Source organism: Kitasatospora sp. NPDC048407, assembly GCF_043200475.1.
Taxonomy (GTDB): Bacteria; Actinomycetota; Actinomycetes; order Streptomycetales; family Streptomycetaceae; genus Kitasatospora.
Genome location: NZ_JBICXW010000001.1, coordinates 305,378 through 329,980 on the forward strand (window position 1 = coordinate 305,378; position 24,603 = coordinate 329,980).

At 73.2% G+C, this 24,603-nt stretch carries 23 protein-coding genes; 13 read left to right on the top strand and 10 right to left on the bottom strand.

From position 1 onward, the window contains the following. The first annotated feature begins 73 nt into the window (after positions 1-73). On the top strand, positions 74-2,143 hold the full coding sequence (locus tag ACGFWJ_RS01495) for a SpoIIE family protein phosphatase (protein WP_392944090.1): 2,070 nt from the start codon (positions 74-76) through the stop codon (positions 2,141-2,143). A 5-nt stretch (positions 2,144-2,148) separates the two neighbouring features. Here ACGFWJ_RS01495 and murQ read toward each other — a convergent pair whose 3' ends face one another. Beyond that, positions 2,149-3,132: an N-acetylmuramic acid 6-phosphate etherase gene (gene murQ / locus ACGFWJ_RS01500; protein ID WP_392944092.1), complete on the bottom strand. Its 984-nt coding sequence runs from the start codon at positions 3,130-3,132 to the stop codon at positions 2,149-2,151. A gap of 99 nt (positions 3,133-3,231) precedes the next feature. Here murQ and ACGFWJ_RS01505 point away from each other — a divergent pair, with 99 nt between their 5' ends. After that, entirely contained in the window at positions 3,232-4,749 is a 1,518-nt protein-coding gene (locus ACGFWJ_RS01505; RefSeq protein WP_392944094.1) for an ArnT family glycosyltransferase, read from the top strand. 10 nt (positions 4,750-4,759) lie between these two features. Here the strand turns inward: ACGFWJ_RS01505 and ACGFWJ_RS01510 are convergent, their stop codons facing one another. The 7 genes from ACGFWJ_RS01510 to ACGFWJ_RS01540 all read right to left on the bottom strand — a co-directional run bounded on the left by ACGFWJ_RS01510 (position 4,760) and on the right by ACGFWJ_RS01540 (position 11,315). Beyond that, complete coding sequence (locus ACGFWJ_RS01510) at positions 4,760-5,704, bottom strand: DUF5996 family protein (RefSeq protein ID WP_392945442.1); 945 nt, start codon at positions 5,702-5,704, stop codon at positions 4,760-4,762. Positions 5,705-5,824: 120 nt separating this feature from the next. Beyond that, a complete protein-coding gene (locus ACGFWJ_RS01515; protein ID WP_392944096.1) occupies positions 5,825-7,468 on the bottom strand; it encodes a condensation domain-containing protein in 1,644 nt (547 codons plus the stop codon). A gap of 4 nt (positions 7,469-7,472) precedes the next feature. Further along, a complete protein-coding gene (locus ACGFWJ_RS01520; protein WP_392944098.1) occupies positions 7,473-8,351 on the bottom strand; it encodes an aminoacyl--tRNA ligase-related protein in 879 nt (292 codons plus the stop codon). Continuing rightward, complete coding sequence (locus ACGFWJ_RS01525; RefSeq protein ID WP_392944100.1) at positions 8,348-9,064, bottom strand: 4'-phosphopantetheinyl transferase family protein; 717 nt, start codon at positions 9,062-9,064, stop codon at positions 8,348-8,350. The genes ACGFWJ_RS01520 and ACGFWJ_RS01525 overlap by 4 nt, the downstream gene beginning before the upstream one ends. Beyond that, the gene (locus tag ACGFWJ_RS01530) at positions 9,064-9,936 is read right to left on the bottom strand and encodes a hypothetical protein (protein ID WP_392944102.1); all 873 of its coding nucleotides are present in this window, start codon (positions 9,934-9,936) and stop codon (positions 9,064-9,066) included. Before ACGFWJ_RS01530 ends, ACGFWJ_RS01525 begins: the two co-directional genes overlap by 1 nt. A gap of 2 nt (positions 9,937-9,938) precedes the next feature. Beyond that, a complete protein-coding gene (locus ACGFWJ_RS01535; RefSeq protein WP_392944104.1) occupies positions 9,939-10,262 on the bottom strand; it encodes an acyl carrier protein in 324 nt (107 codons plus the stop codon). 120 nt (positions 10,263-10,382) lie between these two features. Continuing rightward, positions 10,383-11,315: a 3-oxoacyl-[acyl-carrier-protein] synthase III C-terminal domain-containing protein gene (locus ACGFWJ_RS01540; RefSeq protein WP_392944105.1), complete on the bottom strand. Its 933-nt coding sequence runs from the start codon at positions 11,313-11,315 to the stop codon at positions 10,383-10,385. Positions 11,316-11,527: 212 nt separating this feature from the next. Here ACGFWJ_RS01540 and ACGFWJ_RS01545 point away from each other — a divergent pair, with 212 nt between their 5' ends. The 3 genes from ACGFWJ_RS01545 (at position 11,528) to ACGFWJ_RS01555 (ending at position 14,612) form a co-directional block, all read left to right on the top strand. After that, on the top strand, positions 11,528-12,694 hold the full coding sequence (locus tag ACGFWJ_RS01545; protein ID WP_392944106.1) for a glycosyltransferase: 1,167 nt from the start codon (positions 11,528-11,530) through the stop codon (positions 12,692-12,694). A 159-nt stretch (positions 12,695-12,853) separates the two neighbouring features. Continuing rightward, positions 12,854-13,807 carry an ATP-binding cassette domain-containing protein gene (locus ACGFWJ_RS01550; protein ID WP_392945444.1) on the top strand — a complete coding sequence of 318 codons (954 nt, stop codon included), beginning with the start codon at positions 12,854-12,856 and terminating at the stop codon, positions 13,805-13,807. A 40-nt stretch (positions 13,808-13,847) separates the two neighbouring features. Next, on the top strand, positions 13,848-14,612 hold the full coding sequence (locus tag ACGFWJ_RS01555) for an ABC transporter permease (protein WP_392944108.1): 765 nt from the start codon (positions 13,848-13,850) through the stop codon (positions 14,610-14,612). 79 nt (positions 14,613-14,691) lie between these two features. On the opposite strand, the gene ACGFWJ_RS01560 is transcribed toward ACGFWJ_RS01555, so the two are convergent. Then, positions 14,692-15,270, bottom strand: a complete 579-nt coding sequence (locus ACGFWJ_RS01560; protein ID WP_392944109.1) for an alpha/beta hydrolase fold domain-containing protein — start codon at positions 15,268-15,270, stop codon at positions 14,692-14,694. A gap of 27 nt (positions 15,271-15,297) precedes the next feature. Next, the gene (locus ACGFWJ_RS01565; protein WP_392944110.1) at positions 15,298-16,185 is read right to left on the bottom strand and encodes a methyltransferase domain-containing protein; all 888 of its coding nucleotides are present in this window, start codon (positions 16,183-16,185) and stop codon (positions 15,298-15,300) included. A gap of 341 nt (positions 16,186-16,526) precedes the next feature. Here ACGFWJ_RS01565 and ACGFWJ_RS01570 point away from each other — a divergent pair, with 341 nt between their 5' ends. The 8 genes from ACGFWJ_RS01570 (at position 16,527) to ACGFWJ_RS01605 (ending at position 24,601) form a co-directional block, all read left to right on the top strand. After that, complete coding sequence (locus ACGFWJ_RS01570) at positions 16,527-17,975, top strand: class I adenylate-forming enzyme family protein (protein WP_392944111.1); 1,449 nt, start codon at positions 16,527-16,529, stop codon at positions 17,973-17,975. Positions 17,976-18,118: 143 nt separating this feature from the next. After that, positions 18,119-18,385 (top strand): acyl carrier protein, encoded by a 267-nt coding sequence (locus ACGFWJ_RS01575; RefSeq protein ID WP_387634164.1) that lies wholly within the window; start codon positions 18,119-18,121, stop codon positions 18,383-18,385. Then, positions 18,385-18,660: an acyl carrier protein gene (locus ACGFWJ_RS01580; protein WP_392944112.1), complete on the top strand. Its 276-nt coding sequence runs from the start codon at positions 18,385-18,387 to the stop codon at positions 18,658-18,660. Before ACGFWJ_RS01575 ends, ACGFWJ_RS01580 begins: the two co-directional genes overlap by 1 nt. After that, on the top strand, positions 18,657-19,784 hold the full coding sequence (locus ACGFWJ_RS01585) for a beta-ketoacyl synthase N-terminal-like domain-containing protein (protein WP_392944113.1): 1,128 nt from the start codon (positions 18,657-18,659) through the stop codon (positions 19,782-19,784). Before ACGFWJ_RS01580 ends, ACGFWJ_RS01585 begins: the two co-directional genes overlap by 4 nt. Positions 19,785-20,023: 239 nt before the next feature. Next, positions 20,024-20,512: a hypothetical protein gene (locus ACGFWJ_RS01590; protein WP_392944114.1), complete on the top strand. Its 489-nt coding sequence runs from the start codon at positions 20,024-20,026 to the stop codon at positions 20,510-20,512. Positions 20,513-20,631: 119 nt separating this feature from the next. Continuing rightward, complete coding sequence (locus tag ACGFWJ_RS01595) at positions 20,632-22,254, top strand: class I adenylate-forming enzyme family protein (RefSeq protein WP_392944116.1); 1,623 nt, start codon at positions 20,632-20,634, stop codon at positions 22,252-22,254. After that, positions 22,251-23,603, top strand: a complete 1,353-nt coding sequence (locus ACGFWJ_RS01600) for a beta-ketoacyl-[acyl-carrier-protein] synthase family protein (RefSeq protein WP_392944118.1) — start codon at positions 22,251-22,253, stop codon at positions 23,601-23,603. Before ACGFWJ_RS01595 ends, ACGFWJ_RS01600 begins: the two co-directional genes overlap by 4 nt. Beyond that, positions 23,600-24,601, top strand: coding sequence for a 4-hydroxyphenylpyruvate dioxygenase family protein (locus tag ACGFWJ_RS01605; protein ID WP_392944120.1), 1,002 nt, complete (start codon positions 23,600-23,602; stop codon positions 24,599-24,601). Before ACGFWJ_RS01600 ends, ACGFWJ_RS01605 begins: the two co-directional genes overlap by 4 nt. Positions 24,602-24,603 lie beyond the last annotated feature (2 nt).

A 24,603-nucleotide genomic window follows, 5' to 3' on the forward strand; every position in this document is an offset into this window, starting at 1 on the left:
GAGGCGTCTGTGTCGCGGGGCGATGCTGAAGGCATGGCCTGGGGGTTGCTGCACCGAAGGGGAATGTGCGGACATGGCGACACGGGTACCGGGCCGTGCGGCTACTGCGACGGTGGACGGCGACGGCTCGATCACGGGATGGTCGGCGGCGGCCGAGCGCATGTCGGGGTTCTCGGCCGACCGGGTACTGGGGCGTTCCGCGTTCGATCTGCTCGCCGGTGACGCGCCGATCGCCGTCCTGCGCGCGGTGGTTCGCCGCCAACCGTTCACCGGCATGGTCCGGTTGACCCGCGCGGAGCGCGATCCGGTGGCGGTGGAGCTGGCGATCGTCCCGGTGCTGACCGCGAGCGGCGAGCAGAGCTGGGTGGTGTCCGCGCAGCCGTTGCAGCCGCTGGGGGCGGATCCGCCGGCCGCGATCACCGAGGTGTCCGAGCGGGAGGCCGGCCCGGAGGATCTGGCCCGGCGTCGCCTGGCACTGCTCGGCGAGGCCGGTCTGCGGATCGGTTCGACCCTCGAAGTGCAGCGCACCGCCCAGGAGTTGGCGGACGTCGGCACGGAGGACTTCGCGGACTTCGTCGGCGTGGACCTGCTGGAGACGGTGTTCGGCAGCGGTCCGCCGTCCAGCGCGGGCCTGGTGTTCTACCGGGTGGCGCAGCAGTCGGTGCTGCCGGGCTGCCCGGAGTCGGCGGTGGCCGTGGGGGCGCGCGACGTGATCCTGCCGGAGTCGCCGATGGCGCAGGTACTGTCCGCGGGCCGGCCGGTGCGGACGGACATGCGGGATCAGAAGATGCGGACGTGGATGCAGCGGGAGCCGCGGCGGCTGAGGTCGGCGGAGCGGTTCGGGATCCATTCGTCGCTGCTGGTGCCGCTCACGGCACGCGGGGTGACGCTGGGCGTGGCGATCTTCCTGCGACACCGTTCGCCGGAGGCGTTCGACGACGACGATCTGGTGCTGGCCACGGAGTTGACGGCGCGGGCGGCGCTGTCCGTGGACAACGCCCGCCAGTACACCCAGCAGCGGGACACCGCGCTCGCCCTGCAGCGTTCGCTGCTGCCGGCCCGGACGCCCCGGCAGGCGGCGGTGGAGGTGGCGTTCCACTACCTGCCGGTGAACGGCCGGGACGGCGTGGGCGGCGACTGGTTCGACGTGATCGCGCTGTCGGGCGCCCGGGTGGCGCTGGTGGTGGGTGACGTGGTGGGGCACGGGGTGCCCGCGTCGGCGGCGATGGGCCGGCTCCGGATGGCGGTCCGGACGCTCGCCGACATCGACATGCCGCCGGACGAACTCCTCACCCACCTCGACGACTTGGTGCTGCGGATCGATCTGGAGGAACTGCCGGACAGCGCCACCACCTGGGCGGGCGGCAGCGTGGGCGCGACCTGCCTGTACGCGGTGTACGACCCGGTGGGGCGGACGTTCACGATGGCCCGGGCGGGCCATCCCGGTCCGGTACTGGTCGACCCGAACGGCGCGGTGACGTTCCCGGAGCTGCCGCCGGGACCGCCGCTCGGCCTCGGCGGACTGCCGTTCGAGTCAATGGAGTTGGCCGTACCGGAGGGCAGCGTACTGGCGCTGTACACGGACGGCCTGCTGCGGGCCTCGGAGTTGCACGGCGATCCGGCGCTGGGCCTGGACGGGCTGGCGTCGGCGCTCGCCGAGCCCACAGGTTCGCTGGAGGCGCTGTGCAACCGGGTGCTGGACGCGACGCTGGGCTCGGCCGCGCCCAGCGACGACGTCGCACTGCTGCTGGCCCGCACCCGGGCACTGCACGAACAGGACGTCGCCGGTTGGGAGTTGCGGCGCGACCCGGCGGAGGTGGCGCGGGCCCGCAAACTGGCCACCATGACGCTCACCGACTGGGGGCTCGAAGAGGCCGCGTTCGTCACCGAGCTGGTGGTCAGCGAGCTGGTCACCAACGCGGTCCGCTACGGCCTGCCGCCGATCGGCCTGCGGCTGATCCGGGACGGCGGGACCCTGATCTGCGAGGTGTCGGACGCCAGCAGCACGGCCCCGCACATGCGCCGGGCCCGCACCTACGACGAGGGCGGCCGCGGCCTGCTGCTGGTCGCGCAGCTGTGCCGGAACTGGGGTACCCGGCACACGCCGCGCGGCAAGACCATCTGGGCCGAACAGCAGCTCTGATCCCGTCAGTTCTTGAGGGCGGCCTGCACGGCCTCGCGCAGGCGTCCACCGTGCGCGGTGAGCAGCGCGGCCGCGGTGGTGGCGTCGACATCCGCGAGCAGCAGCAGAATGGCGTCCTTCACCTTGCCGCCGGTGGCGTCCAGTGCGGCGGCGACGGCGGCCGGTTCGGCGTCGGTGGCGAGGGCGACGATGCGGCGGCTGCGGTCGCGGAGTTTCTCGTTGGTGGCGCGGAGGTCGACCATCAGGTTTCCGTAGGTCTTGCCGAGCCGGATCATGGTGATCGTCGAGATCATGTTGAGCACCAGCTTCTGCGCCGTGCCGGCCTTCAACCGGGTGGATCCGGTGAGCAGTTCGGGGCCGGTGACGACCTCGATGCCGTGCTCGGCGGCGGTGCCCAGCGCGGAATCGCGGTTGCCGGAGAGGCCGACGGTGAGCGCGCCGAGGCTGCGGGCGTGCTCGACGGCGGCGACGGCGTACGGGGTGCGGCCGGAGGCGGAGATGCCGACCACGGTGTCGGCGGCGGTGAGTTGCAGGGCGTCGAGGTCGGCGACGGCGGCGGCGCGGTCGTCCTCGGCGTTCTCGACGGCGGCGGTGAAGGCGGCGGGGCCGCCGGCGATCAGCGCGACGATCTCGCCGGGCGCGGTGTTGAAGGTCGGCGGGCATTCGGCGGCGTCGAGAACGCCGAGCCGGCCGGCCGTTCCGGCGCCGGCGTGGATCAACCGGCCGCCGCGGCCCATCCGTTCGGCGATCGCGTCGATGGCGGCCGCGATCGCGGGCAGCTCGGCGGCGACCGCGTCCGGGACGGTGCGGTCCTCGGCGTTCATCAGCCGGGCGATCTCCAGCGTCGGCAGCAGGTCGATGCCCGCGTGCTCGGGCCGCCGGGTCTCGGTGGCCAGCCCGGCGAGCGCGGCCAGGTCCGCGGCAACAGGCCGGTTGAGGTCCGCGCTGGACGAGATGGGCGGGTCACTGGGGTGCGGGGTGCCGTTCACAGCGCCCGAGCCTAACCGGACGGCCGTGGCCGAACAATCGTTCAGGTTTTTACCGTTCATGAAGCGGCACGGCCCGCCGCATCTGTCACACTCCCCGGCATGGACATTCGGGGGGATGGATCCACCAGCGTCGCCACGCCCACGAGGCTGTCGCGATTCTCGTTCGGGCCGGTGCTCGCCGTCGCGGCGGGTGTCGCGGCGCTCGAACTGGCATTGACGGGGCGGTACGGCTTCCACCGGGACGAGCTCTACTTCCTGGCCGCCGGGCGGCACTTGGCCTGGGGCTATGTCGACCAGCCGCCGCTGACACCGCTGTTGGCCCGGCTGTCGACGGCGCTGTTCGGCGAGAGCCCGGCGGGTCTGCGGGTTGTCGCGGTGCTGCTGGCCGCCGCCACGATCGTCCTGACGGCTCTGGCCGCACGGGAGTTGGGGGCGCGCCGGGGCGGCCAGGTGCTGGCGGCGGCGGGCGCGGCGGTGTCGGCGATAGTGCTGGCGCTCGGCCACATGCTGTCCACGGCGAGCTTCGACCTGTTCGCCTGGACGGGCATCGGCGTGCTGGTCCTGCGGCTGCTGCGCACCGGTGACCGCCGCTGGTGGGTGCCGATCGGTGCGGCGGTGGGTGTCGCGCTGCTCAACAAGGACCTGGTGCTGCTGCTGGCGGCGGCACTGCTGCCGGCCATCTGGTTCACCGGCAACCGGCAGGTACTGCGCGGGCGTTGGCTGCCGCTGGGTGCGCTGCTGGCGCTGCTGGTGGCCGCGCCGAACCTGTACTGGCAGGCCACGCACGGCTGGCCGCAGCTGACGGTGGCCTCGGGCATCAGCGGGCAGGACGGCCTGGCCAACCGGTTGACCTTCGTGCCGATGCAACTGCTGTACCTGTCACCGGTGTTGGTGACGGTGTGGCTGGGCGGCCTGCGCCGCCTGCGGCAGGAGCCCGAGCTGCGCTGGGCGCGGCCGCTGGCGTTCGGCTACCTGGGCCTGTCCGCGCTGGTGCTGCTGCTCGGCGGCAAGCCCTACTACGCGCTGCCCCCACTGCTGCTGGTCATGGCGGCCGGGTGCCAGCCGGTGGCCGACCGGGCGTGGCCGGTGCGGCGCAACCGGGTACGGCTGGTGGGACTGCTGCTGCTCGCGGCGACGCTGAACTCGGTGATCACCCTGCCGGTGCTTCCCGCGCATCAACTCCCGGCCGTGGCCTGGGTGTACAAGGAGTCGGCGGAGCAGGTCGGCTGGCCGGAGCTGGCCGAGGCGGCGGGCACGGGCTGGGCGGCGATCCCGCCCGAGCAGCGGAGCCGGGCCGTGGTCTTCACCACCAACTACGGCGAGGCAGGAGCGCTGGCCCGCTACGGCGCCAAGTACGCTCTGCCCGCGCCGTATTCGGGCCACATGTCGTTCGCGGACTGGGGCCCGCCGCCGGACTCCGCGACCGGCCCCGTCCTGCTGATCCACCCCGCGCCCTACCCGCAGGTCGAGCAGGCCTTCACCGGCTGCCACGACGTCGCCCGGGTCGACAACGGCCACAGCCTGGCCAACGAGGAGCAGAACGCCCCGGTCCTGCTGTGCACGGGCCCGCGCCTCCCCTGGTCCCAACTCTGGTCCCAGCTGCGGCACTTCTACTGATCCGAACCGGCTAGGCCGACGGCTCGACGCGCAGCACGGTGTCGGTCACGCCGCCCGGGCATTCGCGTTCGCGGCCCCAGCCGGCCAGGTCGGCGCCGGCGCGGTAGGCCGAGTCGAGGAAGTCGAGTGCGGTCGTCCAGGGGTCGGCGGCGGTTCGGACGTCCTGGTACTTGAGGAGGGCGAGGTGGCTGCCGCGGTTCGTGGCCCAGGAGGCGGCGGCGGGGTGCAGGGGGCGAGCAGTCAGGTCGGCGGGTTCGGGGGCGGTGTAGCAGTAGAAGGCGGGCTCGGGGACGTTGTCGTCGCCGAACCAGAAGCCGGCGCTGATGACTTCGCGGGAGTAGGCCTCGCGGGTGACGGGATCGACGGCGGTGGGCTGGTCGATCTCGCGGTCGGAGAAGCGGGTGACGGCGAGGTCGAAGGTGTGCCAGAAGTGGTGCACGGGGCTGGTCTTGCCGGAGTAGCCGGCGGCGTACTCCTCCAGCAGCAGGGCGACTTGGCTGAGGATGTGCCAGTAGGTGGTGACGGCGGCCGGGTCGTAGCTGCGGTGTTCGTCGTCGTCGGCGAACGGGCGGTGCGCGTCGGGCAGGTCGTACGGGTAGGGGTGCTCGGGGACGATGTCGATGTCGAGGTGGATGAGTGCCCGCAGGGTGTCGCGGTAGAAGTCGCTGACGGAGCGGCCGGTGAGCGGGAACGAGTCCTCGGCGCCGTCGAGGGTGCGGATGTACAGCCGGTGGTCGGTGAAGTCGAAGTCGATGGTGAAGGCGTCGCCGCCGCGGGTCGGGCCGGTGGGGCGGGTGGTGATGCCGCGTCCGGTGAGGTGGAAGGGTACGTTCCACCAGTGGTTGCGGCGGGGGCTGCCGGCCAGCCGGATCTTGCCGATGACCTGGGCGAATCGGTGCAGGGTCTCCTTGGTGTCCCGCCAGGACTCCAGGGGCAGGGGCGGGAACAGCTCCATGGTGGGCTCCGGCTGAGGTGAGTTGGGGACGGTGTCGCGTCCCATCCTCACGGGGCGTCCCGCGCCGCCCGGGCACGACGCGCCCGGGTGGCCGGGAGACTGCTCCACCCGGGTGCGCGGTCAGTCCCGTCCGCTGCCGCTGCCACCGTTGAGGACATAGCGGTGCGGTGCCATCGCGGTGTCGTGCCCGGGCAGTGCGGCCATCACGGCGGCGTGCGCCTGTTCGGGAGTGATTGTCGCCTCTCCGATGTCGACTGTCGCCGTCAACTCTCCATCCTGGACGTTCACTTCGACGTTCCTGGCATCGAGTGCGGTGCGCAAGAGGTCGGTGACGGCGTCCAGGTCGATCCAGTTGGTGCCGAGCTGCTGCCAGCGGCCCTTGTCGCGGCGGCCGACGGGGAGGCCGGTCAGGGCGGCGAGTTCACCGTCGGGGCCGAGTCGGACGGTACGGCGGCCGGCCAGGTCGAGCAGGCGGAGCAGGGCGTGGGCGAAGAGTTCGGTCTCGTCGCGGTCGAGGACGTCGGGGTGGGTGTGCAGGGTGAACTCGAGGCAGCCGGTGGTGCGCCAGATGTTGAGCATCAGCCGGGTGGGGGTGGGTTCGGCGGGGTACCAGGCCAGGTCGGGGTCGGCGGTCGGGTCGGGTCTGGTGGCGGCGACGGCCTCGGGGACGGTGGCGCTGAGGTCGTTGACGACGACGTGGCGGGCGAACCGGGCGCCGCGGCGGTGAGCGACGTCCTCGATGAGTTGCCAGATGCGTTCGGCGTCGAAGGTGGCGTGCCAGTAGCCGGACAGCGCCTGGGCCTGGGTGCGGCCGATCAGGGTGTCCAGGTCGGGGCAGTCGGTGTCGACGGCGAGCAGGGCGTCCTGGGCGAGGGTGCCGATGTGCTCGGCGAGGCCGGGACGGTGGCGGTTGGCGGAGAGCGCGGCCATCACGACTGTGGTGCGGGCGGCGCGGTGCGCGGCCAGGGCGGCGTAACAGGCCAGCAGCACGGCCGAGTTGGAGGCGCCGGTGCCCTGGGCGGCGCGGGCGAGGGCGGCGGCGCCGGCGGGTGAGCGGACGCCGAGGGTGGGCAGCAGGGTGTCGTTGGGGCCGATCCGGTCGTCGGCGAACACGGCGGACGGCTGGTCGGCGAGGATGTGCTCCCAGTGCCGCAGGGCGGCGCGGGTGCGGCGCTGCCCGGAGCTCGACCTCTCCTGCTCGGCGACCTCGACGGGGGTGGGCGCGGTGGGTGGCGGCAGGGTGCCGCCGGCGGCCAGCGTGAGCCACTCCTGGTAGAGCAACCCGGTGGCGACGCCGTCCAGTTGGGCGTGGCAGATGACCACCGCGAGCAGCACGGGGACGCCGTGCCGGGTGAGCAGAGCGCACCGCAACGGGAAGTCTTCCGCCAGGTCGAAGGCCTGGCGGCGACCGTCCCAGCAGAACCGTTCGGCACGCTCGGCCGGGTCCTCGTCGTCACCCAGAGCAATGACGTGCACGCTGAACTCGCCTGCGGATCGGACGCGTTGGCGTTCGGGCTGGCGGTCGGCGGGGCCGGGGAAGACGGTGCGCAGGGCGGCGTGGCGTTCGGCGAGGATCTCCAAGGCGCGCACGCAGGTCGGCAGGTCGGCGCCGGCGGGGACGGTCCAGGTGGCCTGCTTGTTCATGTGCGAGGGTTCGTCGTGGCGCAGGCAGCGGATCATGTTGTCCTGGCCGAGGGTGAGCGGGCCCTCCACCTCGGGTGTTTCTGCACTGAACTCCACCACGACGTCTTGCTGTTGGGACACGTGCTCAGTCTCCGTTCAGGGCGGTTCTGATGGCCTGGGGCCAGTCGACGGGCCGGGGGCCGTGGACGTGCAGCAGAGCAAGGGCGATCCGGTCGAGGCCGAAGGCGGTGCAGGCGGTGTGGCCGGGCGCGCCGTCGGCGGTGAACGCGAAGGCTTCGCCGAAGTGGTCCTTGTGGATGTTGGCGGAGGCGATCGCCTGCACCAGCCCGTCGGCAACGGGCACGCGCAGCTCGAACTTCAACTCCTGGGCGCGCTGGGCAGCCTGGTAGAGGCGGCGGCCGCCGCCGAAGAACGGGTCGTCGGCCAGCTCGATCAAGGGCTTGAGCCCGAGCGTCTCCAGCCAGGCGGCGACCCGCTCCAGCCAGCGCTCGCGCCAGTCGAGACAGTGCGCGGGGGTGCCTGCCGTGACGAGTTCGGCCATCCGGAAGGTGCGCAGGCGGCCGGGTTCGGCGGTGGCCTCCTGCCGGAAGCACTGCGCCTCGACGCTGAACCGGGCGGGGAGCTGGAGGTCCTGACCGGCGAGGGTGGCGTACACGGGGTAGCACGCGGCGGGCAGCAGGACCAGGTCGGACACCGTCTGCTGCGCGTGCCAGGGGCCGGACTCGGCGATCAGCGGGGCGAGTTGACGCCAGTCGGCGGCGCTGCCGGTGTAGCTGTGCACGGTGCCGAGCAGGTGCGGGAAGGAGGCGACGTAGCCGGCCCGTTCGATGGTGGCGCGGGAGATCACGGGCGGGACGACCAACCGCTCGAACGGTTCGTCGTCGGCGAGCCGGGCGATCGACTCGCGCAGAGCGGCAAGCAGCTTCTCGTAGGCGGCGGACTGGAGTTGGACGCCAGGGGCGGCGGTCGGCAGCGGGGTGGCGTCGTCTGGGTGGCGGGTCATGGTCTGCCTCCGGGGGCGGGGGTGGGCGTGTCGAGGGCGGCGAACTCCTCGGCCAGATCCGGCGGGTGGCACAGCGGCGTCGACCGGAGCAGCCGGCTGCCGGTCCGGGCGACGGCGGCCCGATAGCCGGACGGTGCGGGCAGGTCGTGGACGGCGCAGGGCCCGAGCGGGCCGTCGATCCGGTACGGACCGGGGCCGCCGGTCGGCCCGACCCAGGTGCGCAAGCCGTCGGCGAGGCGTCCGCCGTAGGCCTTGGTGTACGCCTCCTTGCGGGTCCAGCGGAGGGCGAACTCGGCGGCCCCGCCGCCGGTTTCGGACGGCGGATAGTAGCGCCGGGCGAGCCGGGCGGCGGCCTGCTCGGCCGGGACGGGTTCCAGGTCCGTGCCGATATCGCCGTCTCCGTCGGCACGTTGCTGGACGGCGAACAGCGCCCATGGGCCGGCAGTACTAAGGTCGACGCTCAACTCCTTTTCCAGGCCCATGGGTTCGGGCCGCCCGTGTGGGCCACGCCGCCACCGGACACGCTCCGGCGGAACGCCCGCGGCCGCGGCGGTCAGTCGGCGGGCGGCGGCGTGCGCGGCGATCCAGCGGTGACGGTGCGGGCCGTCGGGGGTGCGGGCGGCGCGGTCGCGTTCGTCCGGGTCGAGCAACTCCATTAGGGCGCGGGCCCGTTCGGGAGTGGTGTCGGTGGCGATCAACCAGACCTCGACCATCAGGCGGCCTCCTCGGGCGCCCAGCAGGCCAGGTCGAGCCGGCCGGTCTCGGGCTCCCGGTCCGCGAGCGCGAGCGGGCGGCCCGCGAACTGCGGGTCGGCCAGTGCGTCGCCGAGCGCGGCCCAGCCGCCGGTGTACGGGTTGCCAGGGCGGGCCCGCCGGACCTCCACGCCGCCGGGAGCCGACACGTCGGCGAGGCCGGGGCCGAACACGAGCAGCGAACGCTCCGGCAGTCCGGCGCACAACTCGGCCAACGCCACTTCACTTTGACGCTCCGTCACATCCGCTTTACTGAGCAGCAGTTGAAGCGGACGACCGCGACCATCGGCCTCCCAGAGCAGCGCCGCAGCGGAGTGCCGATCCGGCAACCGGGCCGGCCGGTGCGGCCGGTGGTGCAGGTCGGCCTGTTCGACGGTGATCAGCAGTGCGCGGCGCGCGCCGCCGGTGCGGGCGTAGGCGTCGGCGATGGCGAGCGCGCTGAACGTGCCGCCGGCGCCCTCGTCGCAGACGGCGAAGGAGAGGGGTTCGCCGGGGCACGCTCCGGCGAGCTGGATCGCCACCGACTGCCCGGGTCGGACGTCGGGCGTGGCATACACCAGCACCAGCAGATCGACCGGCCGGGCCGCGTCCGCGAGTTCGCGTACGGCGAGTTCGCCGAGTGCGAGGTAGGACTGGCCGCGGGCCCCGGTCAGCGCGCCCTCGTCGAGTGCCACGCCGTAGGGGCGGGCCAGGTCGGCGGTGAAGGTGCGCAGGTCGGGGTCGGTGGCGAGTGGGGAGTGGCCGGCCAGGTCGAAGGAGTGGGCGGTGGTCAGGCGCAGCGGGGAGGCGGTGCGCGGCAGGGTGGTGGCGGGGAGCGGTCCGCGGACGCGCACGTTCAGTCCTCGGCGATGACGTGTCCGGCGACGAAGCCGGCCAGGGTGCCGACCGAGCGGAGGTCGTCCTGGTCGATGCCTTCGACGTCGATCTGCACGTCGAGGTGGTCCTCGAGTTCCAGGATGAGTTCCAGGGTGGCGGCCGAGGTCAGTCCGACCTCGTCGAACAGGCAGGCGCTCTCGGTGACTTCGGGCAGTTCGCGCTTGAGGACGCGGGGCAGCAGCTGGATGATCCCGTCGAGTGCGCGGCTGCGCAGCTCGGGGTCGATGGCGTGGTGGGCCGGGTCCGAGGGGTCGGCGGGTCGGTCGGTGGCGGGGTCGGTCATGGCGATTCCCTGTCGGCGGGGCCCGGATGTGCGGGCCGGGAGCGGCGCTCACACGGCCGCCATCGGCGCGTCGCCTTCGCTCGGCCGCGCCGAGCCGGGGAGCCCGGAGTGCGCGGCGCCTCAGTGCTGGAGCACCATGGCGGCGAAGGTCGCGCCGAGTCCGGACGCGGCGACCAGGTAGCGGTCGCCGCGGCGGAGCAGGCCGCGGCCGGTGGCGGTGTGGTGGTTGAGCAGGATGTCGGCGGCGAAGCTGTGCCCCACCGCCGGGACGTTGTCCAGCACCACCTGTTCGGGCGGGTACCCGATCTGGCGGCAGATCCGTTTCCAGGAGATCTGGTTGACGTTGTGCGGCAGCAGCAGCCGAATCGACTCCCAGCTCTCGCCGGCTTCGTTCAGCGCGGCTTCCATCACCGCGATCATCAGCTCCGGGTAGCTGCGCTGGTAGCGCTGCATCAGGTCCGGATCGTCGGCGAGTCGCCCGTCGAACTCGCCGCGCTGGTCGACCGCGTAGGACAGCACCCGGTCGTGTTCACCTTCGGCCCGTACCAGGGCTGCCGCTGCCCCTTCGCCGAAGAGGGCGGTGTCCGGGACGGTGCGGGCGTCCCGGGTGAAGGTCTTCTCGCCCGCCAGGATCAACGCCAGCGCCTCGGGGTCGGGGTCTGCCGCCAGCAGCCGACCGGCCACGTCGAGCGCCAACAGCGAGCCGGCGCAGGCGTGGTGGGTGATGGTGAAGGCACGGGCGTGGCTCAGCCCCAGACGGCCGAGCACGTCGTGCAGCGGGTTGTGCGGGTAGGGCGCCGCGATCGGCAGGCTGCGCGCGTGCAGCACGTACTTCACGCGGTGTTCGTGGCCGGGTAGCGGGGCCAGGGCCTTCGCTGCGGCGGTGAGCAGGTCGGACAGGTCTCCGTCGTGGTCCACCCTGACCTGGTCGAGGCCGTGGAACCGGCGGAAGAGCCTGATCTGACGATCCGTCAGTCCGAGGCGTTCCCCGACCAGTTCGATCGGTTCCGCGACGGGCGGAAGGTGGACGGCGACTGCTTCCAGAGCGGTCACGCGGGCTAGTATTCCCACGCCTCACCGGCCCGCACAAGGGATCTCCGGCGCTTCCTTCCCGACTCCCCCTTGTGGTCTGTACCAGTTCCCCGTCGTTTGCACACGACTCGTGCGAATTTCTCGACCGGCCCGGCAAGTCGCGACCTCTGCCGCGCCGTTGAACCTCTGCCGCACCGTTGAACCTCTGCCGCTCCTCCCGGAAGGACTCCACCATGCCCCCCGTCGATTCCCCGCTGCGCCTGCTGATCGTGGTCCCCCCGCTCGCCGGACACCTGCTGCCGGCCCGGGCGCTGGCCCTGGAGTGGGCCGGCCGCGGACACCAAGTCTCCTGGGTGGGGCCGGAGTCGGCGCTGCGCCCGGTACTCGGCCCGGACGCGCTGGTGCATCCCACGGGCGGCCGGCTGTTCCGGGAGCAGGCGGTGGGCGGGGCGGCGGCGGTGCGTTCGCTCTGGGACGGGTTCGTGGTGCCGCACACCAGGTTCACCCTGGGCGCGGTGCGCCGGGCCGTGCGGGAGTGGCGGCCGGACGTGGTGCTGGTCGATCAGCACAGCCCGGCGGGCGCGTTGGCCGCTCACGGCGCGGGCGTGCGGTGGGCGACGTTCGCGCCGTCCTCGCTGGAGATCGGCGATCCGCTGGGCGGCGAAGGCGAGTTGACGTCCTGGCGGGACGGGGTGCTGCGCGGCCTGTGGGAGCGGGCCGGCCTGCCCGCCGACGAGTTCACCGACCCGCGCTTCTCCCCCGGCCTGCTGATCACCCCGACCTGCCGGGAGCTCGCCGGACTCGACCGCGTTCCCGCCGAATACGCCCTGGTGGGGCCGCTGCTCGCGGCGCGCACCGAACTCCCGTTCCCTTGGGAGAGGTTGGAGCCCGGACGCCGCCGGGTGCTGGTCACCATGGGCACGCTGTCGGCCGAGGTCGCGGGCGACTTCCTGCACCGGACGGCCGCCGCGCTCGCCGAACTCCCGGACGCACAGGCCGTGGTGGCGGCCCCGGCGGACGCCCCGCTGCCACCGGACGCGGTGGCGTGCGATCGGGTCCCGGTGCTGGAACTGCTTGAGCGCGGGACGGTGGACGCCGTACTGTGCCACGGCGGGATGAACACCGTGGCCGAATCCCTGGTCCACGGACGGCCGTTGGTGGTCGCCCCGATCCGCCACGACCAGCCGGTGACGGCCGGCCGGCTGGCGGCACTCGGCGCGGCCGTCCGGGTCGACTTCGCCACCGCCACCTTCGAGCAGCTGCGCGCGGCGCTGCGAGCCGTCCTCGACGACCCGGGGTTCCGGGCCGCCGCACGGCGCCTGGGACGTCAACTGGCCGCTGGTGGAGGCTCGGTGGCCGCCGTCGACCGGCTGGAGCGGTTCACGCGCGCACCGCGTTGAGTCCGCGCCGTCCGCCTGGTCCAGACCATTGTCGGCGGGTGGGGTCGGGCCCTAGGGTCTGCTCCGGCATCAGCCGCCCCACCCTCTTCCCCTCACCCTCTTCCCCTCAGCGCAACCGCATCCGAACCCACCGACCGAGCACAGGAGTCCGGGTTGATCGTGACCAAGGGGCTGCGCAAGTCCTTCCGGCCCCGCCGCGGCGCCGCCACCGTCGACGCGGTGCGCGGCCTCGACCTCAACGTCGCGGAGGGCGAGATCTACGGCCTCCTCGGCCCGAACGGCGCAGGCAAGACCACCACGCTGCGCATGCTCGCCACCCTGCTGGCGCCCGACGGTGGCGCGGCCACCGTGGCCGGCGCCGACCTGCGCACCGAGCCGGGCAAGGTCCGCCGCCGGATCGGCTACGTCGCCCAGGGCGGCGGCACCACCGACCACGCCACCGCCCGCGAGGAACTCGTCCTCCAGGCCCGGATGTACGGCATCCGCAAGGCCGAGGCGCTGCAACGCGCGGAACAGGGCCTGGCGGCCTTCGACCTCACCGAGTTCGGCGACCGCGCCTCCAAGACGTACTCCGGCGGCCAGCGCCGCCGCCTCGACCTCGCCCTCGGCGTGGTCCACCGCCCCAAGGTGCTGTTCCTCGACGAACCCACCGTCGGACTCGACCCGCGCAGCCGCGCCCAGGTCTGGACGGAGGTCCGCCGCCTGCGCGAACAGGGCATGACGGTGCTGATCACCACCCACTACCTGGACGAGGCCGACGCCCTGTGCGACCGGATCGGCATCGTCGACCACGGCGGCATCGTCACCGAGGGCACCCCCGAGCAGCTCAAGCAGCAGATCTCCGGCGACGCCGTCACCATCGGCCTGCCCGCCGCCGAGGACACCGCCCGCGCCACCCACGCCCTCAACGAACTCCCGTGCGTCCAGCGCCTGGAGGCCCTGCCCGAGCAGGACGGACTGCGCCTGCACGTGGACTCCGCCGCCACCGCGATCCCGCAGCTGCTGCGCGCACTCGCCGCGGCCGGCCTGGAGCCGGACAACGTCCAGCTACAACGCCCCAGCCTGGACGACGTGTTCCTCGCCCTCACCGGGCGCCCGCCGGTTTACAACTGACGGTCCGTCAATTCCCCTCTGCCGCCCCCGTGAGGTCCCCGTGAAACTCGCCCGCGACACCTGGCTGGTCTACCAGCGCCAACTCCTCCTGATGGCCCGCTCGCCCGCGTGGCTGGCCGTCGGACTGCTCCAACCCCTGTGCTACCTCCTGCTGTTCGCCCCGCTGCTGACCTCCGCACTGGCCGCCTCCGGCGCGCACAGCACCGCCGACGCCTACCGGATCTACGTGCCCGGCCTGCTGTCCGCGCTGGCCGTGATGGGCGGCCTGTTCACCGGGTTCACGCTGCTCGGCGAACTGCACGCCGGCGTCATCGAACGCTCCCGGGTCACGCCCGTCAGCCGGGTCGCGCTGCTGCTCGGCCGCGCCCTGCGGGAGACCACCGCGCTACTCGTCCAGTCCCTGCTGATCGCCGTACTGGCCATCCCGTTCGGGCTGACCGTCGGCCTCACCGATCTGCTGCTCGCCATGGCGCTGCTCGCGCTGATGGCCCTGATGGCGTCCTCGGTCTCCTACGGCCTGGCCCTGCTGGTGCCCACCGACGCCGCCCTCGGCCCCGTCGTCAACACCATCGCCCAGCCGCTGGCGCTGCTCTCCGGCACCCTCCTCCCGATCGCACTCGCCCCGGCCTGGCTGCGCACCGCCGCGTCCTGGAACCCCTGCTACTGGGCCGTCGAGGGCATGCGCGCCCTGTTCGCCGGCCACCTGGACGCACCCGAGGTGTGGCGCGGCCTGCTGCTGACCGGCCTGATGACGGTCCTCGCGGTGGCCTGGGCGGCCCGGCTGTTCGCCCGCCGAATCCGCTGAGACGGGCCCGCCACGAAGCGCGGCCCACCACGAAGCGGAGCCCGGCACCACACGCCGGGCCCCGCACGCCGCTGCCGCGTCAACTCCCCTGCCTCAGCAGCTGGTGGACGATGGCCGGTCCGCCGCGTTCGCGGGCGAGCAGGGTGAGGGCGGCGGCGAGGTTGCCGCCGGCGCTGTCGCCGCCGACGGCGATCCGGGCCGGGTCGAGGCCGAGCCGGGGCGCGTGGCGGGAAAGCCAGTCGAGTGCGGCCCAGCAGTCGTGGACGGCGGCGGGGAAGCGGTGTTCGGGGGCGTGCCGGTGGCCGACGGCGAGGACGTCGGCGCGGGTGGCGTTGGCGAGCAAGCGGCAGATCGGGTCGCCGGTCTCCAGTGAGCCGAGCGCCCAGCCGCCGCCGTACAGGTACAGCAGCGCGGGGCCGGGGCGGTCGGCATCGGCGGCTGCGCGCTGCGGAGGGCAGTGCCGCACCGTGAGCGGGCCGCCCGGGCCGTCGATGGTGAACTCCTCGACGGCGGCGACGGGTTCACCGGCGCCAGTGCCTGCGCGCAGGTCGGCGAGGTCGGCGGCGCGGGCCTCGTCCAGGGTGCGGGTGTACAGCGGCGGGGTGCCAGTGGCGGCCCGGCGGGCACGCCAGGCTTCGGCCTGCGGGGGCAATGGCATCAGTGCGGCCCTCCGGGGGCAACGGCATCAGTGCGGTCCTCCGGGGGCAACGGCCTCCAAGTAGATCGACTCGTCCTTGCGGAAGGCCGTGTCGAGATCGGCCACGTCAGGGCGTGCGCCGAGCTGGAACTCCCGTCGCTGGATGGCGAATTCGTGGTAGCCGGCGCGGTCGAGGACGTGCCGGAGTTCGGCCTCGTCGTAGATCCACCGATGCCCGAAATGGTAGAAGATCTGGTTCAGCATGAAGGCGCGGCGCTCCGGCATCGGCGGGCCCACCCGCATGGTGCGCAGACGGCGGCGGTGGCGGCGGAAGAACTGCTCCTGCCCGTCGAGGTATCCGTCGATGTAGCGCGCCAGGTCGGGGGTGGTGAGGCGGAGCAGGCCGCCGGGCCGCAGGATGCGGCGGACTTCGGCGAGCCAGTGCACGGCGGTGCCGAGCGGGACGTGTTCGATCAGGTGCTCGGCGTACACCCAGTCCACGCTGTGGTCGGCGATCGGGAGCGGGCGACTGACGTCGAGCTGGGTGAACAGCGCGGCGCCGTCGATCCGGTAGACCGGTCCGGGGCGGGTGGCCTCGCTGTCGGCGTGCAGGCCGACGAGATCGGTGCCGAGGCCGTGCGGGTGCCGGGTGCGGAACGCGGCGAACTCGATGCCGGTGACCCCGAGCTCCTGGAAGTCCTGGTGCGTGTACGGCATTTCGGGACGGACGACCTCCATCCTGGTGCACCGGGCGAGGTTCTCGGTGAACGCTTCGGTGCGGGCTTCGAGCCCTGCGGGGTCTTCCCAGTCCCAGTCCGCGAACAGGGGATGGGCGGTTTCGGGTCGGGCGGGCTCGGGTCGGGCGTGCTCGGGTCGGGCGTGCTCGCATCGGGCGGCCTCGGATCGGGCCGGCTCGGGTTCTGCGGTGGTGGCCACGGGGTCCTTTCACGCTTGATCGGGGGTCCGGCAGCGGCCGATTGTCGGTGTCTTGTCATGCTCCCCTATATAAGGGGAGTGACGCGCGCAGGACGTGGCGACGCCGGCTGTCGAGGCTGGCGCGCCGCGCTCCGCCAGAGATCGCGGAACCATCGTCTCCGAACCTCCTGATGATCCGTCACCCCGTGCGAAAACGAGGGACAGCGTAGGGGTCCGACCGCCACTGGTATAGACCTTGACCCTCGATGCGCTCCCGTGCAAAGGTCGGCACCGACGGGGGATCCACACTGAAGCATCACAACTTCCGACCCATGCTTCCCATCCGAGCGCGTGGAGTTGCGTTGACGCTGATCCCAACCCCGGTGCGCGGCCGCACGGTTGCCGCGGACTGGGTGGACGAACAATTACTCGCCGGACCGGACGGCGAACCGTGCCTGCGCTTCGGCGCTCCGGTGAGCAGAGGGACGCTGCGGGCCCTGGTGGCCGAGCGGCAGCGGCAGTTGGCCGCGGCCGGTCTCGGCGAACACGGAACGGTTGCTCTGCGCATGCCTCCGTCGGCGGAGTTCGTCGCGGTACTGCTGGCCGCCTGGCGGGCCGGCGCGCGGGCCGTTCTGCTCGACCACCGGCTGACCGCCGTCGAGGTGGACCGCGCCGTGGACCGGCTGCGCCCCCGGGTGCTGGTCGAACTCGTCGGCGGGCGGCCGCAGTTCAGGCCGCCACCGGACGCCTCGCAGGACCGGCCGCCCGCGAACGACCCAGGGGCCGCCGGGCCGCTCGCACTCGGCGACCACGTGCTGGTGCAGCTCAGTTCGGGCTCGACCGGCCCGTCCAAGGTGATCGGCCGGACGGCGGGCGACCTGCTGCGCGAACTCGACTGCTACGCACGGCTGCCCGAGTTCCCGACCCGGGGCGAACGCACCGTGCTGCTGTCCTCCACGGTGCACGTACTCGGCCTGGTCGGCGGGCTGCTGCACGCCCTGCACGCGGGCGTGGAGCTGGTGGTGCCGCAGCGGATGACCCCCGCGGGCATCCTCACCGCGATCGCCGACGGCACCGCCCCGACCACCGTGATCGGGGTGCCGTTCCACGCCGAGCTGCTGGCCGCGGTGGCCGCGCCGCCCCAACTCCCGCAGCTGCGGCGGATGATCGTGGCCGGCGAACTGATCCGCCCCGGTCTTCCCGCCGCGTTCCGCGAGCGCTACGGTGTGCCGCTGGGCGCCATGTACGGGATGACCGAGACCGGGGTCATCGCCACCGACCTGTCGGGCCGCCATCATCCGGCCCTGCAAGTCGTTCACGGCCTCCAACTGTCGTTGGAGGCGGGCGAGTTGCACATCAGCCGCCCGCACTCCCCGTACCTGGGCCCGACCGACCCGACCCGCTGGTCGGACGGCCTGCTGCACACCCGGGACGCCGCGCTGCTCGACGCCGACACCGGCCGGGTGACGGTACTGGGGCGGCGCGACTCACAGATTTCCATCGGCGGCCTCAAGGTCGACCTGAACGAGGTCGAGCAGACCCTGACCGCGCTTCCCGGCGTGGTCGAGGCCGTGGTGGTGTTCGCCGACGGCGCGATCGAGGCCTACGCCGCGACCGCCGACGGCACCTCCCCCGCACCGTCCGAACGGGACGGCGCGGCCCAGCAGTTGCGCGAACTGCTGGGCCGGGAACTGGCGGGCTACAAACTGCCTCGCCGCCTGCACCTGATGCCGCAGCTCCCCCGGACCGCCACCGGAAAGCTGCTGCGGGACGTCGCCGCCCTGCGCCGACAGGTCGACGCCACCCGCTGATCCGCACTCCCCCTTCCGCGCGCAGTGCGCCCGGCCGGGTGGACGGCTCCAGACACCGTCCGCCCGTCCGTCGGTGCGCCCTGCCCGCACCACACCGAACCCCAACACCCCCTACACCCCGACGCGCTGGAGTGAGCAAGTCCATGCAGGAACAGATCCGCTCGTTCGTCCTCACCACGCTGGCGGCGATGAACTACGACGTCTCGCAGGTCACTTCGGAAACCGACCTCGGCCCCGCCGGCCTCGACCTGGAGTCACTCGCACTGGCCGACCTGGCGGTGCAGGTCGAGGAGGAGTTCGGCATCCGCTTCGAGCTCGACGACATGGAGTCCACCGCGCTGATGACCATCGACGAGTTCAGCACCGAGGTCGCCGCCCGGATCGCCAACTCCACGGTGGGCACGGCCTGATGAACACCCAATCCGAGGTCCGCTTCGGACGCTCCGAGGCGATCGCCATGCTCGCCCGCTACGGCGACCGCGCCCCCGAACAGGTCGACGAACACCTGGGCTCGCTCGAACTGACCTGGCTGATCGCCGAGGTCGAGCAGGCTTACGGCATCCAACTCGACCTGGACGACCACAGCTTGGACGCCATCCGCACAGTGGACGACGCCGTGGCCGCCCTCGGCACCCAGCTCAAGTCACAGCCCGAATCGCCACTCGATCCGCAGCTCCACGCATGAATGGGAGCGCGATCCGGAACGGTCCGCCGCGGCGCACCGTCCTGGTCGGCGGCATCGGTGTCCGCTCGGCCTTCGGCCCGGGGCTCGCGGCGTTGCTGGACGGGGTGCTGGCCGGACGGCCGGCGTTCGTCCCGGTGGACCGCTTCAGCACCGTCGGACACCGAACCGACCGGGCCGCCGTCGCACCCGAACCGGCCCGGCTGGCCGACCAGTTGGTGTCGGTGCTCGCCGAGGCGGGCGCACTGCGCCACCGGCCCGACGGCGCGCCCGCCGGAGCACCCTCCGGCACGCCCGAGGAACTGCTGCTCGCCCTGCACGGCGACCGGCGGGCCGGACCGGTCGCCGCGGAGGTCGCCGAACGCACCGGGCTGCGGCCCAGGGTGTACACCGGCGCGTGCGTGGCGGCCGCCACGGCCGTCGCCGACGCCGCCGCGCTGATCGCCTCCGGCCGGCGCGAACGCGTGCTGGTCGCCGCGGGCTACCTGGTCGAGCCGGACACCTTCGCGGTGTTCGACGCCGGCCGGGCGCTCGCCGGGGACGGCGCTGTCCGCCCGTTCAGCCTGGGCCGGCAGGGCATGCTGCTCGGCGACGCGGTAGTGGCCGTGGTCCTCGAGTCCGTGCCGTCGCTGCACCGTCGCGGCGGCCGCAACCCGCTGGCCCGGATCGCCGGTTGGGCCCGCACCGGGGACGCGCACCACGTCTGTCGGCCGCACCCGGCCGGCACCGGCCTGGCCCGGGCGGTCCGCGACGCCCTCGCCCGCGCGGGCGCCCGGCCCGACGCCATCGGCTACGTCAACGCCAACGGGGCGGGCTCGAAGCTCGGCGACCTGGCCGAGGCCGCCGCGCTGCGCACCCTGTTCCCGTCCGGCACCCCGCCGGTCAGCTCCACCAAGTCCGTGCACGGCCACGCCCTGGAGGCCTCCGCGCTGCTCGAACTCGCCGTCACCGTCGGCGTCCTGCAGGCCGGGCTGCTGCCCGTCAACGCCGGCTGGCAGCACCCGGACCCGGACTGCCCGCTCGACCTGGTCCTCGACCAACCCCGCCCGGCCACCCCCGGCCTGGCCCTCACCCTGAACTCCGCGTTCGGCGGCGCGAACACCGCACTCCTGGTGGCCGCCGCGTGATCACCACCTCCGACGACACTCCGCGGCCAGTGCCGCGTCAGACAACCTTCGCCCCGTCGCGACGCGCCCCCAGCCCTTGGGGGGCTGAGAGGTACCCCCAGGCACGCACTCTCGCCGCACCGGTCGAAAACCCAAGTACATCCAGTACGAGGGCTTCCGTCCGGCACGCCGATAGCACGCACCGAACGCCGCTCCTTGACGGGCAAAGGCTGCCTGACGCGGCACTAGCGACGAGGGAGTTGACCGGCCCGCTGCGGGTGCTCGCGTCCGCTGCCTGGCCCGAGCGTCCGGACGACCAACTCCCGTCCATCGCGGGGTTCGTGGAGTCCAGCTTCAATCCGCTGGTGGCCGAGACCGCCGAACGCTGCCTGCGCCGCCACTACGGGCCGCCGCCCGCCCTCGGCGCACCCCGCACCGCCCTGCTGCTGGCCAGCCCGACCGGCGACACCGGCACGGCGGACGCCCTCGACCGAGCCACCACCACTGGCCGGCGCGTCGCGCCCCTGCTGTTCTTCCAGTCCAACCCGAACGCCGTCCTCGGCCATCTCGCCGCCCGCTGGCAGCTCGACGGCCCGGTCGTCGCGCTCGGCCCCGGCTTCGACACCGAGTCCGAACTCCACGACCGGGCCCGCCTGTTGATCGAGGACGGGGATGCCGAGCAGGTCCTGCTGATCACCGCCGCGCAGGGCCCGCCCGACCGCGCCACCGCCGTCCTGCTCGCCCCCTGACACCCCCCACGTCGTTCACACCCGCCGACGCCCCGCACCACGAATCACCGCGAGCCCCGCACCACGAGTCCCGCACCACGAATCACCACGAGTCCCGCACCACGAGAAGAACGGGATCCATGAGCCTCCGCACCCTGCGCGCCGTCCTGTCCGAGGACAGTTCCGTCGGCGCCGGCAACGTCCTGACCACCCGGGTCGAGCAGGGCCTCGGCCTCGACTCGCCGACCCTCACCTTCGACACCCCCGTCGACGGCTACCCCGCCAACACAATGCTGACGCTCCGTCAACTCGACCTCGCCGTAAGGGCACGGGCGTCCGCACTGCACGCGCTTGGGGTGCGCCGACGCGATCCGGTGGCGGTGCAGGCGTCCGCGGCGGCCGACCAGGTGCTCACCTTCCTCGCCCTGTCCCGGCTCGGCGCCATCCCGGCACTGCTCAACCCGGCACTGGACGCGGACACTTCGGCCCGCTACCTGCGCCGGTTGAACGCGGCCGGGCTGCTCGCGGACGCCGAACACGCCAAGGCGCTCGCGGGCCTCGACCTCGGCACCACACTGCTCGCCGACACCGCCCAACTCGCCGACGGCGACCCGGAGTCGGCACCCACCCCGTACCGGCACTGGCCCACCGACCCGGTCGCCATCACCCACTCCTCGGGAACCACCGGCCTGCCGAAGGCGGTACTGCACTCGCACCAGAGCCTGTACGCAGCGATCCGGCACCGGCTGCTGCTGCCCCGCCCGCAGGGCATCGACCGGGTGCTGAGCGCACTGCCCGCCGCGCACGCCGCCACCCTGATCGCGGTCAACCTGGCGCTCAGCTTCGACGCCCAACTCCACCTGCTGTCAAGCCAGTCGGGCCCGGCGGTACTGGACGCGATCGAACGCTGGCAGCCGCTCGGCGTGTACGGGTTCGCCACCACCTGGGCCGACCTCGCCCGGCACGACCTGTCCACCCGCGACCTGTCCTCCGTCGGCCTGTGGTGGAACACCGGCGACTGCGCGCACGAGACCCACATCCGCCGCCTCGTCGCCCAGGGTTCACGCGAGACCGCCACCCGGCAGGGCCGGGTCCGCACCGCAGGCTCGGTGTTCATCGACGGCCTCGGCTCGTCCGAGATGGGCCACTCGCACTTCTTCATCACCCACACCGTCGACTCCGACCGCTACGGCCGCTGCGTGGGCCGCCCGCACGCGTTCGTCGACTGCGCGATCCTCGACCCGGACGGCAACGAGCTCGGCCCGGGCGAGGTCGGCGAACTCGGCACCCGCTCCCCCACCCTCGCGGTCGGCTACTGGAACGACTCCGTCACCACCCACCGCACCCGGATCCGCGACTACTTCCTCACCGGCGACCTGATGTACCGCGACGAGGACGGCTACTACTACCACGTGGACCGCGCCGTCGACACCGTCGACCTCGGCAACGGCCGCCGCCTGCACACCGCCGCCTGCGAGGAACGCGTCCTCGCCGTCTGCCCGGACGTCCTCGACTGCACGGTGGTGGCGCTCCGCGACGGCGACCGGGCGGTCACGGACGTGCTGCTGCAACTCGCCCCGGATGCAGCCGAATCCGACGACCTCACCGCCCGGGTGCTAGCCGCGCTGGAGGCGCACGTCGCCGCCACCGTGCGCGCGGTGCTCGCCGTGCCGGACGACCGGATCCCGCTCGGCCCGACCGGCAAGGTCCGCAAGGTCCTGCTGCGCCGGCAGCACCTCTCCTCCTCGGCCGGCGCCGAGTGAGCGCGCCCGCCCCGCATCCCACCGGCCCCGCCGCCCAGATCACCGGCATCGGCTGGCTGACTCCCCTCGGCCGCGGCGTCCCCGAGGTGTTCCGTGCCCTCGCCGACGGCCGCTCCGGGCTGACCGCCCCGCCTCCGGACCACCCGGCGGCGGGGTGGCTGCGGGCCGCCGGCATCGCCCCGCCCGTGCCCGCCGCCGAGGTGCTTCCGCCGACCGAGACCCGCTGCGCCGACCGGTTCCTGCTGCTGGCCCTGGCCGCCGCCGATGATGCCCTGGCCGACGCAAAACTGACGATCCGTCAGGACGCCGATCCAGAGCGGGTGGCAGTGGTGATGGCCACCGGCGGTGGCGGGCTGGAGAGTTACGAGCAGCAGGCCGCCGCACGGCGCGAACGCGGCCGGGCCGCGGTCAGCCCCTACCTGCTGCCGGGCATGCTGTCCAACATGGCGGCCGCCCGGATCGCCATCACGCACGGCATCCGCGGCTACAGCTCGGCCGTGATCACCGCCTGCGCGGCCGGCGCACAGGCGGTCGCCGAGGGCCTGCGACTGATCCGCGGCGGCGACGCGGACGTGGTGGTGTGCGGCGGCGCCGAGGCCCCGCTGCACCCGACCATCGCCGCCGCCTTCGACAACTCCCGCGCGCTTGCTGCCGGTTGGGACGACCCGACGCAGGCGTCCCGGCCCTTCGACGCCCGCCGCAACGGGTTCGTCCTGGGCGAGGGCAGCGCCGTCCTGGTACTGGAGCGGGCCGAACACGCGGCCGCCCGCGGCGCTTCGGCATACGCGGAACTGTCCGGCTGGGGCGCCGCCACCGACGCCCACCACCCGACCATGCCGCGCCCCGACGGCGCCGGCGCGGCCAGTGCGATGCGCGCGGCACTGCGCTCGGCGGGGCTCGACCCGTCGGCGGTGGACTACGTCAACGCCCATGGCACCGGCACCAAGTTGGGCGACCGGGCGGAGGTCTCGGCACTGCGCGAGGTGTTCGGCGACGCGGGCCCGCTGGTCAGTTCCACCAAAGGAGCGACAGGCCATCTGCTGGGCGCGGCAGGGGCAGTGGAGGCGGCGGTGTCCGCACTGGCCGTCGCCGAGGGCTTGCTGCCGCCCACCCTGAACCTCGAACAGCCTGATGCCGACTGCCAGTTGCGGCACGTCCGCGGCTCGGCGGCGCGAGCACCGGTGCGCCACACGCTGTCCAACTCGTTCGCGTTCGGCGGGCACAACCTGAGCCTGGTGTTCGGCCCGCCGAGCATCGCGGCCAGACAACTCGGCATCAACGCCGAGCACCTCGGCATCGACGCCGAGCACCTCGGCATCGCGGCCAAGCACCTCGGAGGTAACTCATGACCGTGTCGGGAATCGCCTACCTCGAACTGTACGCGGAGGACGCCCACAAGTACGCCGCGCAACTGCGCGACGACTGGGGCTTCACGCTGAGCAAACCGGTTCGCACCACGCCGGGCACGGTGCAGGTGCTGGCCCACCAGAACTCGATCCGGCTGCTGGTGACTTCGGCGGTGGACGCCGAGCACCAGGTGACGGAGTGGGTGCGCCGGCACGGCGACGGCGTGGCGGTGGTCGCGCTCCGGCACACCGACAAGGTGGCGGCGGCCGCGGCGGCCGAGCGGGCCTTGAACGCGGGCGGCGGCTGCCTGGACGGGGCGGGCACGGTCTCCGGGTTCGGCGACCTGGCGGTGCGCTTCGCCGACGCGCAGGACCTCCTGCCGCCGGACGAACTCCCCGGCCGGGGAGGGCTGTTGTCCCTCGACCACGTGGCGATCGCGGTACCGGGCGGGCAGTTGGACGCCTCGGTCGAGTGGGCGGTGCGCGGTCTGGGCTTCAAGGAGATCTTCCGCGAGTACGTCGAGGTCGGCACCCAGGCGATGGACTCGCGGGTGGTCCAAAGCCCCTGCGGCGCCGTCACGTTCACCCTGCTGGAGCCGGACACCTCGCGGACCGCCGGCCAGATCGACGGGTTCCTGGAGGCGCACGGCGGCGCGGGCGCCCAGCACGTGGCGTTCTCCACCGCCTCGATCACCACGTCCGTACGGGAGTTGACCGACCGCGGCGTGGCGTTCCTCAGCACGCCGGGCGCGTACTACCGGGCGCTGGAGTCGCGGCTCGGCCCGACGGGTATCCCGGTGGACGAACTGCGCGAGACCAACGTGCTGGTGGACCGCGACCACGGCGGCGAGCTGTTCCAGATCTTCGCCCGCTCCAGCCACCCGCGCCGGACGTTCTTCCTGGAGCTGGTGGAGCGGCGCGGCGCCGGCTCGTTCGGCACCGCCAACATCAAGGCCCTGTACGAAGCCGTCGAACGCGAACGCGCCACCGCGCACAACTGACC